Annotated in this window: 17 protein-coding genes; 16 read left to right on the forward strand and 1 reads right to left on the reverse strand. The window is 53.9% G+C overall.

Annotated elements, in window-relative coordinates; genetic code table 11:
* A partial coding sequence (locus Pla52o_RS27995) for an IS110 family transposase (RefSeq protein WP_146597587.1) occupies positions 1–581 on the reverse strand: 581 nt, incomplete at its 3' end.
* 460 nt (positions 582–1,041) lie between these two features.
* Between Pla52o_RS27995 and Pla52o_RS26135 the strand changes: the two genes are divergently transcribed.
* From Pla52o_RS26135 to Pla52o_RS26205, 16 genes are all read left to right on the forward strand, one after another.
* Positions 1,042–1,263, forward strand: coding sequence for a hypothetical protein (locus Pla52o_RS26135; RefSeq protein WP_146597588.1), 222 nt, complete (start codon positions 1,042–1,044; stop codon positions 1,261–1,263).
* 142 nt (positions 1,264–1,405) lie between these two features.
* Complete coding sequence (locus tag Pla52o_RS26140) at positions 1,406–1,873, forward strand: hypothetical protein (RefSeq protein ID WP_146597589.1); 468 nt, start codon at positions 1,406–1,408, stop codon at positions 1,871–1,873.
* A gap of 162 nt (positions 1,874–2,035) precedes the next feature.
* A complete protein-coding gene (locus Pla52o_RS26145) occupies positions 2,036–2,332 on the forward strand; it encodes a hypothetical protein (RefSeq protein WP_146597590.1) in 297 nt (98 codons plus the stop codon).
* Positions 2,333–2,460: 128 nt separating this feature from the next.
* Positions 2,461–2,970, forward strand: a complete 510-nt coding sequence (locus tag Pla52o_RS26150) for a hypothetical protein (RefSeq protein ID WP_146597591.1) — start codon at positions 2,461–2,463, stop codon at positions 2,968–2,970.
* A 619-nt stretch (positions 2,971–3,589) separates the two neighbouring features.
* On the forward strand, positions 3,590–3,928 hold the full coding sequence (locus tag Pla52o_RS26155; protein WP_146597592.1) for a hypothetical protein: 339 nt from the start codon (positions 3,590–3,592) through the stop codon (positions 3,926–3,928).
* 97 nt (positions 3,929–4,025) lie between these two features.
* Positions 4,026–4,481: a hypothetical protein gene (locus Pla52o_RS26160; protein WP_146597593.1), complete on the forward strand. Its 456-nt coding sequence runs from the start codon at positions 4,026–4,028 to the stop codon at positions 4,479–4,481.
* 101 nt (positions 4,482–4,582) lie between these two features.
* Positions 4,583–5,374, forward strand: coding sequence for a hypothetical protein (locus Pla52o_RS26165; RefSeq protein ID WP_146597594.1), 792 nt, complete (start codon positions 4,583–4,585; stop codon positions 5,372–5,374).
* A gap of 103 nt (positions 5,375–5,477) precedes the next feature.
* Positions 5,478–5,918 carry a hypothetical protein gene (locus tag Pla52o_RS26170; protein ID WP_146597595.1) on the forward strand — a complete coding sequence of 147 codons (441 nt, stop codon included), beginning with the start codon at positions 5,478–5,480 and terminating at the stop codon, positions 5,916–5,918.
* 203 nt (positions 5,919–6,121) lie between these two features.
* Positions 6,122–6,472: a hypothetical protein gene (locus Pla52o_RS26175; RefSeq protein ID WP_146597399.1), complete on the forward strand. Its 351-nt coding sequence runs from the start codon at positions 6,122–6,124 to the stop codon at positions 6,470–6,472.
* A 211-nt stretch (positions 6,473–6,683) separates the two neighbouring features.
* The gene (locus tag Pla52o_RS26180) at positions 6,684–7,217 is read left to right on the forward strand and encodes a hypothetical protein (protein WP_146597596.1); all 534 of its coding nucleotides are present in this window, start codon (positions 6,684–6,686) and stop codon (positions 7,215–7,217) included.
* A gap of 113 nt (positions 7,218–7,330) precedes the next feature.
* Complete coding sequence (locus tag Pla52o_RS26185; RefSeq protein WP_146597597.1) at positions 7,331–8,056, forward strand: hypothetical protein; 726 nt, start codon at positions 7,331–7,333, stop codon at positions 8,054–8,056.
* 156 nt (positions 8,057–8,212) lie between these two features.
* Positions 8,213–8,380: a hypothetical protein gene (locus Pla52o_RS27240; protein ID WP_197169549.1), complete on the forward strand. Its 168-nt coding sequence runs from the start codon at positions 8,213–8,215 to the stop codon at positions 8,378–8,380.
* 1,028 nt (positions 8,381–9,408) lie between these two features.
* A complete protein-coding gene (locus tag Pla52o_RS26190; RefSeq protein ID WP_146597598.1) occupies positions 9,409–10,110 on the forward strand; it encodes a hypothetical protein in 702 nt (233 codons plus the stop codon).
* Positions 10,111–10,231: 121 nt separating this feature from the next.
* The gene (locus tag Pla52o_RS26195) at positions 10,232–10,678 is read left to right on the forward strand and encodes an ankyrin repeat domain-containing protein (protein ID WP_146597599.1); all 447 of its coding nucleotides are present in this window, start codon (positions 10,232–10,234) and stop codon (positions 10,676–10,678) included.
* A gap of 272 nt (positions 10,679–10,950) precedes the next feature.
* Positions 10,951–11,265 (forward strand): hypothetical protein, encoded by a 315-nt coding sequence (locus tag Pla52o_RS27245; RefSeq protein ID WP_197169550.1) that lies wholly within the window; start codon positions 10,951–10,953, stop codon positions 11,263–11,265.
* 149 nt (positions 11,266–11,414) lie between these two features.
* The gene (locus Pla52o_RS26205; RefSeq protein WP_197169551.1) at positions 11,415–11,888 is read left to right on the forward strand and encodes a hypothetical protein; all 474 of its coding nucleotides are present in this window, start codon (positions 11,415–11,417) and stop codon (positions 11,886–11,888) included.
* Positions 11,889–12,209: the final 321 nt, after the last annotated feature.

Below are 12,209 nucleotides of genomic sequence, written 5' to 3' on the forward strand. Positions count from 1 at the left end.
TCGAGGATGGTCAGTTCGATGTCGAGCTCTCCTCTCCAGAGTTCATCGTGGTCGCACTCGGCCAGCGGTTTACGAAACGAGTTGATGTGATTACGTCCGGTGTGCCAGGCTTTGTCGCCAGCGTCGACTGTGATGCCTTGGTTAACGAACCAGGCGCGGATGGTGTTTTTGGTTTTGTTAATCCGTTGGTCAAGTGTCTTGCGATATTTGACGAGAGAGCGGAATTCCCGGTGTTTATGCGACGGAGTGTGGACGGCTTTGAGTTCTCCCATGGCAGCCATGCGAGCGAGTTTGAAGGCGTCGTCACGATCGGTTCTGCGTTTGACGTTGGCCCACCGCCAAGCTTCCTCGTTGGTGCTACAGACGAGTGTTTTCAGTCCGTGACTTTGAGCCAAGTCATTGATCCAGCCCGAAGGGCCACAAGCTTCCATGACGATGAGGTCAGCTTTCGCATCCTTGAAGATACTGGCGATGGTTTCCCGGTTGGTGGGCGTGGTGAGGAACTTGGATTTTCTGGTTTTGGAGTTGAAGAAGCAGGCAACGGAGTTGAATTTGCCGAGGTCCAATGCGAGAATCTTCATTGTTGAATGTCCGTGGTTTTGGTGGGTGGAGTGAATGTGACCGGCAGCCGCACGCTGCCGAGATCACGGGTCCGAGTCGCCAGTCATTTTGAACGAATGACTCCCACCCATCAAACCTCGGACTTACATGGATTCTTTATCCGACTGAATTCCATGCTCGCCGACATTGCGCGCGATGAAACGACCTCGCTACGGACTTCGATCGCTCCTCTTTCTCACGCTTTGTTGCGCGCTCTGTTCCGGCATACTATCCTGGTCCGCTGCGGCACGTCGCGCCGCCCGACAGAAGGCCGGACTTGGCATTCAGAACGACGTGGACCACTGGCCGTATGTCCTTCGTAAACTTGTTGAATCTGATGAGGCACTTCAATCTGGCCTGACGCCATGTGGGCTGACCGCTGGATTTGACCATAGCTCAATTTGGCGGCTGGACTCCGGCGCTCCCATGATCGACTTCCTCATGTCTAACCAAATGCTTCAATCCGCAACTGTGTCACACCCCAAGGCCAATGACCTCATATCGTCTGTTCCTGCTGAATGGCCTAAGCAGGACTGGGCATCGTCTCGCTGGTATGCGACGCCAGGTTTTGGCACTCGGCACATCGAAGGTCCTGATCTATACTTGATCGCAATCGATTCTGGCGACGGAACCGCATTTGTCTATCACGAAAACCACTTCTAACTCAACGACGAGCGGATAACCAAGCCATTCACACGGAGCACGGCTTGCGCGGTTTTACCAATGGAAACATCACTCTCCGTGCCCGGTGATGGCAACCGTTACCCGATTGAAGAATCGTATCTCCTTTGGATAGGTCGCACGAATGGCAAATCTGGTTTGGTCTCCTGACGAAGATGCTTGGATCTCGCATATCGAGAGTGAGAAGCTTGGCAAATTGCAAATTCGCGTGTTGACCGACGGCGAGCAATCGCCACCAACCGATTCTCAGCTGAGATGCGTTTCGGTCGTTGAGCGCCTTGCCAAGACCGGTTTGCCATTGCTTACTGATCATGCGCGCAAGTATGCCGCGACGTATCTCGGTGATACTGAATCAGACGAAATGGACGATAATGAACTTGGGATCGAGTTTTATGCTGCGGTAATACCGCAGCTCCGTTCGACAACCGATACATACATCATCTTTGTTGGCAATTCCGACATCGACTGGGAACACGGTGTAGCGGTGATCTGCAAGAATGCCATGCAGTTCGCTGTAGCACATTCTGATTTTGCATACTCAGGATGCGAATGGGATGACACGTCCCAACTCGAACAACTACTCGACGGGTAACCATGCGATGGTGACGGAGTGGCGGTGGCCTTCGTTTTTGTCTGCTTGCATGTCGATCGCGGCCGCCCGCACATCGCTCCCGTTCTGCCATTGATTGTTTGACCACAGTACATGCAACGCCGAAAAAAGAACTTTGCTGAGTTGGTCTGTTCACGACCGCAGATGTGGACTGTTGACGAAACGCTTCCCGAGGTGATCTCGTTCCTCTCCGGCGTCGATTACGCGAGACAGGTTGCAACCCCCGAAGGCGATACATACGACGGCGGATCAACCAGGGCTCTTCTCGATTGGCTGACCGCTGAGTTTTCGGTTCTTGGGATGGCTGCAAACGCGAACTGGATTGCTGGTTTGCGCGACCGCTACGGAACGGATCAGGCCGCATTAGCCGCGATGCAAGAGTATGCTGGAAGCCTGCCTGCCGACGTGGATCGACGATTCGAGATCGGCTACGCTGAATGAAGGCAGAACCAAGCCGTGCACCGAAGGACGGCTTGCGCGGTTTTGCAAATGGAAATCTAACGTCCGTGCCCCGTGATGTCCACCGTTCTGCCAACAAGTAGATTTCCCTCACACGTTGCTCTAACGTCATGTCAGATGACTCGCTCGCATTTCGCCTTCGACACGCACGTCGTTTTCATCTGCAGCGACTTTATCATCGCAATAGTACTCGATTTGTGATCACGCTGTTGATCGCAACGTTTGCGATCACATTGCTGGCGCTTTGTGCTGCGTTTACATTCTACGCTTTCGGCTTAACTTCCGAATCAAACGGTGCGGGACTTGCAGGAGGGCGTCTTCTCGGAGCGTTTGTAGTGACATTTGGCGCTGGACCAGCACTCTGGCTCATTGTTCACACTTATCGTCCAAAACTTGATTTCTACGCGGGTTCGATTTACGTTAACGACTGGTCGCAATCACGCTCGGTTGCACATGCAGACGTTGGCGAAATCCGCGTGTCATCAAACGGCAACGGAGCGTCGATTTCGATTCCCAACCTCGGTATTGATGATCTTTCGATTGATCGTCCGGTTGGCGACGTTGCGGATCAGATCGAAGCGTTGGGACTGTGCGTGACACGAAACGTCGGCCCGTCGTAGAATGGCAGAACCATGCGTTGGACCGAAGCACCGCATGGCGCGTTTTCAAATGGAAACCACATGGGCGGTGCTCGGTCAACGCCGCCGTTCCCCGACTGAAGTGCTCGGCATGAACGAACGCCGTCGCCCTATTCGTGTTGCTGACCTCTTATGGCTCTCTACGTTTGTCGCACTTGCGCTCGCGATCGCTGTGCCTGCATACCGATTCGCGTCGGATGCGAACCACAATGTTGCATTTATTCCTCACGGTTTGGTTGGTCCGATTGGCATGCTCGCAACGATCTGCGTCATTCTGCTTCCATGCCTCCATCTTCTACTTGGGATTGCTCTAATTCGCGTTCGTGGTTCGATCGTGACGGACGCAATTGCCCTCGTTATACTGTTGGATGCGATTCCATCCGGCTTCGCGGCCGCATCCATTGGTCGTGCTTGTGCGATGCAAATCGCTGGCTGATGGCGGTTTTATCTGACGCTCGGCCACAATTGCGGGGAACCAAGGGTTGTTACGGAGCCGGCCCTGCGAGCGTTTGGCAATGGAAAATCAACCGTTCCGGCCCGCAAAACCCAAACGTTCCCCGACTGAGGTCGACGACATCATCATGGCCTCACTGAGTTCCACATGATCTGGGTCGCACTAACCTTCACGCTCTTATTTGTGGCAGCGTTTGTCTTAAAGGCGAAGGTCGTTTGGGATGCATCGCATGACATCTATAGTGGTGGTGGGGTGCCAACGTTGGACTTTCCGGTTTTCTTCCCGCCCATCATTGCGTTTGGGGTATCCTCAACACTGCGTCTTGCGGGGCTGAATCCGTTTCCTTTTTTCGGCATCGTGATATGGCTTGGGTTGACGGTGTCTGCTGCAATGATGATGTGGTACTTTGACCACGTTGGTGCTCCAGAACGTCTGCGACAGCTCGATGCGATTCAAAGCCGCAACCCAGAGGGCGGGGAACCATAAAATGCACGGGAGTACGGGTGGTCTGTTTTCTCGTTTGCTTGCACGTCTTTCGCCCGTGCCTCGTGATTTTGATCGTTCGCCGACTGTAATGTCTCTCATGACTGAAGCCCAACCGAGCGACTATCACGCCGCTTTCGACGCGGCAATCGGAAGCTGGTGGTATCTTTTGACCTTCCTGCTTCCCGCCTTTGTGTTTCTTGTTCCCGCTGTCACCCGCTGGCGATTCATACTTTGGCTGGCACCTGTGGCTTTCGTTGCTTCGTGCTTCGGATACTTGGTGTATTGGCGTTCCATCGACTGGGCCCTGATGGACTACTATCGAAGGACCGGATACTTCAACACCGCGGATACTTGGTACGCCTTCATGCCATTTTTCCGTGGAATCCCCAACGCTTTGGCTGCAACGACTGCTTGCACTCTGATAGCCTGGGCTTTGTCTCTTCGTCCGAAACGGTCGCTCGATTCGGACGCGGAACTGTCCGCGGGCGATGTCTCGGCACCAAATCAATTTGCGTCCGCCAATCCATACGAATCGCCCCGTACAATCCCATAAGCGCGGCGAACCATGAAATGCACGGGAGAACGGGTGGTCCGTTTTCTCGTCTGCTTGCAAGTCGTTCGCCCGTTCCCCGTGATTCCTACCGTTAGTCAGCAATGAACGCCCGCAGATCAGATTGCAGGACGCAGAAGAAGCGTTACCGGACTTGCGCCGTTGTCGGCATCGTCGTCCTGATTGTCGGGACGGTCGCTCTCTTTCCGCGTCTACAACGCTGCATCGCCTACAGCAATATGCTCAGTTCCGAGTATGCGGCCTGGAATCTCGCGAGACACCCGAAGCCCATTCAGCTCGAATGCTCGGAAAGTGCCGCCCCAATCGATATTGGATATGCCCAAGCCGCACTTCCTAAACAGTGGGCCGCCAGTGTGACACAGCAGCAGCACGCAGTTATCGTCCGCTCGAAGGACGACGAGTCACTAGTCTTCATGCCGCCGTTTTATGATTCCCAGTTGTCCCCCGATGGAAACTACACATCGGCCGTTAGGACAGCGGAATCAGAACCGATCGCCCTGACCAAGGTTTTCTTCATGACCTCAGCAGAGTACGCGGAGCTGGTTCATCGCACGCTTCCAAAGTCGTTGAACAAGCACAACCAGCGTGGCATCAGGCTATTCCGCAGCGAAAACATACGCGGGCTCATTCGTTTGGGTGCACTCGACGACCCCGGCGACATGAGTGTTGAAGTGTGGTCCAATAACGGCGAGGTCAGCCAAGGCATTCTGATCCATGCTGAAACAGGTGAAAAGGCACTGCAACTCATCACCTGCACGCTGCTGCACTTGCGGTATTCCATTGATCTTGTGCCACCAAGAGATGTCCTCATTGGAATGATTGATGACGCTCTCACAGACCACGAGCTGCTTTCCAGTAATCCAGAAGCTGACTAACTACGGCGGTGCACCCGAGTGGCCGAGTCCGGGTGTTTGAAGTGGAGAGTCGCACGCGGCCAACGGGTGACCGCGAACGTTATCCGATCATAGATTAACTGAAATGAAGCCTGAAGCTATTGAGCATCCCGACTTTGGCAAGCTTGAATGGGACGATCAGTTTGAGCGCTACTCGGTCACCATTGGTGACGGACACGACGCCTTTGAAATCGGATTTGACGAGTCAGATCGCGAGCGTCTCGTTGCCTTGCTACAAACCTCTGCTTCGCTTTGGCGTGCGAACGAGGAATGGTTCGTAAAGTGGCGAAAAGCTTGCTTCGAATACTATGTTAGGGAGCTAAAAGATGCATGGTACGAGGGTGACGAGCCATTAGATGAGGACACGTTCAATGCGAAACTTGGGCAACCAGCTGGCATCGACTTCTCATGGGATGAAGGGAAGCTGCACTACATGATTACTGGAATGGACGACGATCTCGTAGGTGATCATGCGTTGGAGGCCCACGGAACAGAATTAGAACCAAATGAAATTTTTCTTACGTAAATCGAGGTCGGGCCATTACCGCAAGTGATGCCCACCAACAAAATTTCGGATAACCATGGCATTCACGCGGAGCGGGGCTTGCGGCCGAAATTGAAATGGACAACTTTACTTTCCCCGCCCGGTGATGCCGGACGTTATTGCGGAGGGATCTCGGCCGACTCAGGCCGATGTCGTAACGCATTTGGGAGATCAAGAATCCAAACATGGCAACGTACGAAAGAACATTGACGCGCCCTCCGAATGGAGAACGCGACTTAGAATTGTGGATTCAGCATGCAGCCGGACTCCTCATCTTTGAAGATGTTCGCAATTACGCCATTGAACAACTAGATGCCAACATGAGCGAATTTGCCCGATCCGCTGCGTTGAAGGCGATTGATCACGCCGTGTATGGGATGATGATGGTCATTGATGGGGTGTCCGGCGCATTGAAAAACGAGAAGCATCGCGTAAGTCTAGCCGTGGCCGTCCAACTGACCGATCTCGAGACGGACGAAACAATTGCCGAATTTGATCTTGCGGATGGCGATGGCATGTGTATGGGATATCATTGATGGCTCAAGGGCGACTTTGGCAAGCATCCGCCGATGGAACCGTAGCGCTGAATTCCGCAATAACCATGCCGTGAACGGGAGCGGCCGACAACGCGGGTTTTGAAATCAGAGATTCTTAGCGGCCGCCCCGTTACGGCCGTCGTTCGCCCAACTTGAGTCTGCTGATTTTTTCTGCCAGTTTGATCTACACATTACTATCCTGAACCACCAAATGCGCACCATAGTTGTCATGGGATTATTGTCGTTCATTTTCGGCTGCAATCATCCGGAAAAAACAGTTCCTGCTGTAACCATCGACCTGTTGAGCTTTTCTGTTGCCGGGAACAAGGTTGGAAAGCCGGTCGCCGCGGATTTGCCGTTTGCCCGCGAATTGGCAGACTCGAGTGTGTACGCTCCGCGGGGGAAGGGGCTCGAACTAGGGGCGAATGGCGGTTCGCTCGACCGCGTCTTTGTAACGCTGGGCGAATTTGACGGAACATTTTTCGCGGAGGGAAAGCCTCTGGAGTTGCACACCGCGACATCCGAACAAGACATTCGCGAACGATTTGGTGATCCCTACTGGACTGATCGGGAAGACGGTGAGGTGATCCTGTTTTACGAGTACCAAGATGGTAATATCGAAGTTCAGTACGAGTTTCCGGACGGAATGAAACTTGGCTTCATAACGATCTCACGGGCGGGCGTGCTATCCGACCCAGAGCAACGGAAGCTCTACGGTGTCGACAAGGCATGGCCCCCGCAATAGGCGAACCATCCGATGCAACCGAGCGGCGAAGTCGGGCGTTTTGAAGTGGATGATCAATCGTCGCCGCCGGCTGATCGGTAACGTTACCCGACTGAAATCCCTCCGACCGTCCCATGTTTCCAACCGAATACGAAACGGTCGTTTACTTTCGACGCTTTCCGAGCAACTACGACTACGCTTCGATTACGTCGCTCTTCTGCGATGACAATCACCGCGTCGGCTATTTCCCGTCGCCGCTGTCCGAACGGCTCGAATGGCAAGTGCGGCAGGAGTTCGCTTCTGTCGCGTACGGCGAACCACTTGAGTGCGTTCACGCTAGGCGTGCCGCTTTTGGTAGCGAGGAAATCTACATTGATGCTGATCGCGTGACACCCGACCGTTGCTTGCTTTTCCCCGATCCTAATCGTGCAATGCGATCACACGGTCACGTGCAGGTTCGATGGTGCGTTCCCGACGTTATGGAAACTCCGCGGTTTTGCATCAGTTCGGCGATGTCCGACCTGAGTCGTTTGAAATGGGGACTCGGGCCTCACCGTATTGAGGTGTTAAAGGCTGCGACAACGCTGAAACCAAACACGTTCGATGTCTTTGGGTTCTATGTTCCTACGAAAAAGTTGCTTGGTGCTGTTGAAATTGTCGAGCATCAAGAGGGTGACCTGTTTGATTCACATGTCTTCTGCATCACTTCCGATGATGATCTCGATGTTGGCGATGAACTGTGGGGGTGGTACGCTGGAAGCATCGGCGAAGCTCGGATCGTTGCCAAGCGTGTGCATGCTGTTGTCACCGACATCTCGGGGCGTGCCGTGCCAACACTGGAACGCCCAGATTTCGGGTAACCATGGGTTGGACGCGGAGGCCTCGAAAGCGTCTTTTTTGAAATGGTTGATCTTTCGCTCGGCCCCGGTCAACCCAAACGTTACCGGACACAAAAGTTGCGCGGTCGATCTCGGATGCTCGAAGTTGCGCTTGCAATGATTTGATACAGTGGTCGAGTGTCCAGCGAACGGGAACTCGTTAGCAACGTCACCCGTCGCAGTTTTGACACGTACGACGTGACGCCACCGGTCACCAACCGGGCCGAAGGCCAGACCGACATTGCTCGGTCGATTCCCATGCTCGATATTGCTCGGTCGATTGTTGCGCGGACTCGTGCGTGGTAAGCTGGACGCAGCGGGGCGAGTGATCCGATGGTGGGGGCGCCTCCGCTGCAAACACAGGCCGATAACCACGACGTGCACCGCAGATCCGGCGTTGCTAAACTTGCCATCACAACGTCAACCGCCGGATCGCGGTGACGTCAACCGTTCTGACACGCTTGAGTCGTTTTTGATTCGACCTCCAATGCGACCGAATGCGGACATGACGATGCGTGTGTCGTGTCGGACGAGAATGCTGCCAGTGCATTGACGCAACGGACCGTATTGCTTCAGTCGACCATCACAGGCTGACGCGACCTGCCGCTGCACTTGCTTTTCCAGCCCCGGTCAATTGCTTCGATTGCAATCATCTTTCTGCCCAACATTTTCCTGCCCATGCTCGGATGATGGTTGCGTCGCCATTTGCTTGCAGGGCTGGATCGACTCATGCTAAACTCATGCATCGTTGGACTCGTTTCGCTGCGAGCTTGGTAAGCACCGCTCGCGGTCAGAACCATGCGGTGAACGGGAGTTCGCGAGCCAGTCCTCTTTAATAAAACATCAATCCCGCGAACCCCGTTACCGCGGACGTTCCCCGACTGGCGATGTTGACTTGATGGCAATCGTTTCGGCGATGCAAACGGCCTTCATGCGTGATGGATCCGGCGCTCGTTTCGCAGCGTTTCTTTTTTGAGCAAGCGTCAACTCGCTGTCGCAAATGCCCCCGTGGTCGATCGAATGGCAGAATGATTACGTGGCAAAATGATTGACGCGAGCTGACTTATCATTTTGCCCCACATCATTTTGCCAACAGATTACTTCATCGTTTTTTGCGGTTACACACGGATTTGCCGGCGGTAGACGAGCTCGCTATGATTGGCTGTACGCCAACCGTCGTGGTTAGTGCGATCCCACGAAAACAAATCGGGGAACCATGCGATCGTGACGGAGCGGCGGCATCGTTTTTCCAAAGTGGTTCAGTCACCCTTCGCCGCCCGCACATCGCTCCCGTTATCCGACTGAAATCTTCTCCCTGATACGAATCCAGCCCGATGTGTGAACTTGTGCTCGAGATCGAAGAAGCCTTCGGCATCTCGCTTGCTGACGAGCAAGCGGAACGAATCATTACCGTGGGCGATTTGTACGCTGCCGTGCTTGTTGCCACCGCTGATAAGACACGCAATCCTGACGTGTGCTTGTCAGCGCGAACGTTCTACGAACTGCGGCGATACTGGCGACTACACATAAACGACGCTAATTCCCCCGCTCGCATCGGACCATCCACAAACGTTTCTGACGCTCTTCCATCGTCACGCCGACGGGAGACCTGGACGCGAATGGCTAGCGACCTCAATCTGCGTTTCCCAAAACTGCGACGCCCATTGCCTGTCTCGTTGTTTGGCTTGATTGCATCTGCGGTGGCCGCAATTATCTGCTTCGTATCGCTCGAACCCCTTTCTTCGCTTGGAATCTCTATTCTCTTTGGCGTGCTCACGTTTGTGTTTTCTTTGGCATTATTCCGATCGTTGACCGTGTCATTCGCGACCCTACCGCGCGAGAGTTTCACAACCTTCCGTGGATTAACGGAACAACTTATGGCTAAGAACGGTGCGAAACTAGCTGATAGGCACGATGCCTTTAGCTCTCGCGACGTATGGACAATCCTGCGTTTGGTCTTGATGGATCAACTTGGTGTCGATCGCGACAAAATCACGCCAGACGCACACCTTGTTCGTGACCTGGGATACGATTGATCGGTCGCAATCCCAAACGGCGGATAACCATGGCATTCACACGGAGCGGGGCTTGCAGCCGAATTTGAAATGGACAACTTTACTCTCCCCGCCCGGTGATGCCGGTCGTTCCACCATTAAAATGACCATCCCAGACGACATCGAATCTGACATCTCCCAAGCAATCGAATTGGACGATGCGAACGCACTGCGCCAAACGATTGAGTCATCCAATCTAATCGGTCACGAAGATCTTGGCGTTTGGCTGACGTTAGCGGCAAACCTGGGAAGTCTTAATACGATGCACGTCCTTCTCGACTCCGGTGCCAATGTGCGTTGGAAGAACGAAGACGGCGAGACCGCGTTCAGCTTCGCTTGCGTCTGCGACCAATTCGATGCCGCGCGATTACTACACGAACACGGTGCCGATATCAACAGTGTCGATTCGAGTGGCGGAACTCCGTTGGATTGGGCTGTTTGTCGTGCACGCCCAGCCTTCCGCGAATGGCTGAAGAGTGTCGGTGGTAATCGTAACAGCGACCACGAAGAATGGCCCTGGCCGCCGAGAACCCACAGTTGCGACACCTGATACAATGCCCCGTTCCGCTGCAAAGAAGGTGGAACCATGGGTTGGACGCGGAGGCCTCGAGAACGTTTTTGGGCAGTGGTTGCTCATCCGCTCGGCCCCGGTCAACCCTGCCGTTCTGCGATTAGAGCACGCCACGCCCTGAAAGGTAAATGATGCCACACTACAGGCTGCCATCCCCAGCAGACCCGAATTGCCGATTGACGAAACGCGGTGCTACGTGGGATTCAACGATCTACCACTGCACGGCAACCAATTCGTTCTGGATGCTTCACATGGATCGACATGGAGACCGATTTCTCTATGCGTACCTCATTGATGGACCTAAGCCGATCATTGACAAGTCGCAGAAGTTTCCGGTACCCGAAGATTGGACAGGTGATCCAGAAACTGTTTACGTTGCGCTCGAGTCAATTCACGATTCCGAGATGTCTGGCGATTCTGTAAATTTGCCCGGTGGGCTGCGAGAGGTGCTCGACAATGGGGATCGCGTACTTATTACCGACTTTGACAACGCGGTAGTTGGCGAAATCATACGTGACGGTGACGAACTCCGTCTGGAACGGCGCGACGGATACGCACCGTCTTGATTCCGACCAAATATCGCAGAACCATGGCATTCACACGGAGCGGGGCTTGCGGCCGAATTTGAATTGGTCAACCTTACTTTCCCCGCCCGGTGATGCCGGTCGTTACCCGACTGAAATGCTCCGACTCCCTCAAAAAGTGGACACAACCAATGAAACGTCTGCTCATCTCGGCAATTTTCGTATTTGCGATTGTCACTTCGTCCCTATGCACTGGTGCACAGGAGCCAACCGTTCCCGCCGCATCAAAAAGCACCTGGGTAGTGGGTGGCCAGATGTACGTTGTCATTCCCGCTGATCGCAAATCGATTTTCGCTTTCTCTACTGCAACATCTAGGTTGTCACGTCTAACGCTAGACACGCCTTTGCCCGACGATGCGAAGCCCGTCATTGCATCTAATGTTGCTGCAATACAGGCGGGGCGAACGGTCTATGCGATTGGTGCTACCGGCAATCGTTGGGCCCGTCTTGACCTTCCCGCGGACGGACTTCATTTCGTGGTCGATTCTGAGTCGATTCGCGTATCTGATGATGATGTATTCTACATTTTCGCCTCTGGTTCAACCGACTGGGTCGGCGTCGATCTCAACAACGGCGCTGTGCTGACAACCGGCGACGGCGGGTAACCATCGCGTGAACCGGAGAACGCGAGTTGACTTTAATGGCCTTTAGAAACTTTACCGCGCGTTCCCGGTTACGCGTGCCGACTATGAAGTCCTAGGTTTGACAAGTGGTGGTTGTCATTTGTTTTGGAATTCTGTTGGGTTACATCGCGAGGGTTCCTGATTGGCGTCTTCGTTGATGAGCTTCGAGGAAGTGCTCCGCCGTGGCGACTCACCGCTAACTTCAGTCAAGGATGTTGATTAAACGACTATTCGAGGTGTGGACGCATTTGAACTCTCGTAGATCCGCCTCTGGCGGACTGCGTCCTCTCAGTTATCCATGCA

Origin of the sequence: Novipirellula galeiformis, assembly GCF_007860095.1 — a bacterium.
Taxonomy (GTDB): domain Bacteria; phylum Planctomycetota; class Planctomycetia; order Pirellulales; family Pirellulaceae; genus Novipirellula; species Novipirellula galeiformis.

Bases quoted from the DNA above. Each gene is read 5' to 3' on its own strand.
- Pla52o_RS26135 (WP_146597588.1), top strand. From the start codon at position 1,042: ATGTCTAACCAAATGCTTCAATCCGCAACTGTGTCACACCCCAAGGCC.
- Pla52o_RS26140 (WP_146597589.1), top strand. From the start codon at position 1,406: ATGGCAAATCTGGTTTGGTCTCCTGACGAAGATGCTTGGATCTCGCAT.
- Pla52o_RS26145 (WP_146597590.1), top strand. From the start codon at position 2,036: ATGTGGACTGTTGACGAAACGCTTCCCGAGGTGATCTCGTTCCTCTCC.
- Pla52o_RS26150 (WP_146597591.1), top strand. From the start codon at position 2,461: ATGTCAGATGACTCGCTCGCATTTCGCCTTCGACACGCACGTCGTTTT.
- Pla52o_RS26155 (WP_146597592.1), top strand. From the start codon at position 3,590: ATGATCTGGGTCGCACTAACCTTCACGCTCTTATTTGTGGCAGCGTTT.
- Pla52o_RS26160 (WP_146597593.1), top strand. From the start codon at position 4,026: ATGACTGAAGCCCAACCGAGCGACTATCACGCCGCTTTCGACGCGGCA.
- Pla52o_RS26165 (WP_146597594.1), top strand. From the start codon at position 4,583: ATGAACGCCCGCAGATCAGATTGCAGGACGCAGAAGAAGCGTTACCGG.
- Pla52o_RS26170 (WP_146597595.1), top strand. From the start codon at position 5,478: ATGAAGCCTGAAGCTATTGAGCATCCCGACTTTGGCAAGCTTGAATGG.
- Pla52o_RS26175 (WP_146597399.1), top strand. From the start codon at position 6,122: ATGGCAACGTACGAAAGAACATTGACGCGCCCTCCGAATGGAGAACGC.
- Pla52o_RS26180 (WP_146597596.1), top strand. From the start codon at position 6,684: ATGCGCACCATAGTTGTCATGGGATTATTGTCGTTCATTTTCGGCTGC.
- Pla52o_RS26185 (WP_146597597.1), top strand. From the start codon at position 7,331: ATGTTTCCAACCGAATACGAAACGGTCGTTTACTTTCGACGCTTTCCG.
- Pla52o_RS26190 (WP_146597598.1), top strand. From the start codon at position 9,409: ATGTGTGAACTTGTGCTCGAGATCGAAGAAGCCTTCGGCATCTCGCTT.
- Pla52o_RS26195 (WP_146597599.1), top strand. From the start codon at position 10,232: ATGACCATCCCAGACGACATCGAATCTGACATCTCCCAAGCAATCGAA.
- Pla52o_RS27245 (WP_197169550.1), top strand. From the start codon at position 10,951: ATGGATCGACATGGAGACCGATTTCTCTATGCGTACCTCATTGATGGA.
- Pla52o_RS26205 (WP_197169551.1), top strand. From the start codon at position 11,415: ATGAAACGTCTGCTCATCTCGGCAATTTTCGTATTTGCGATTGTCACT.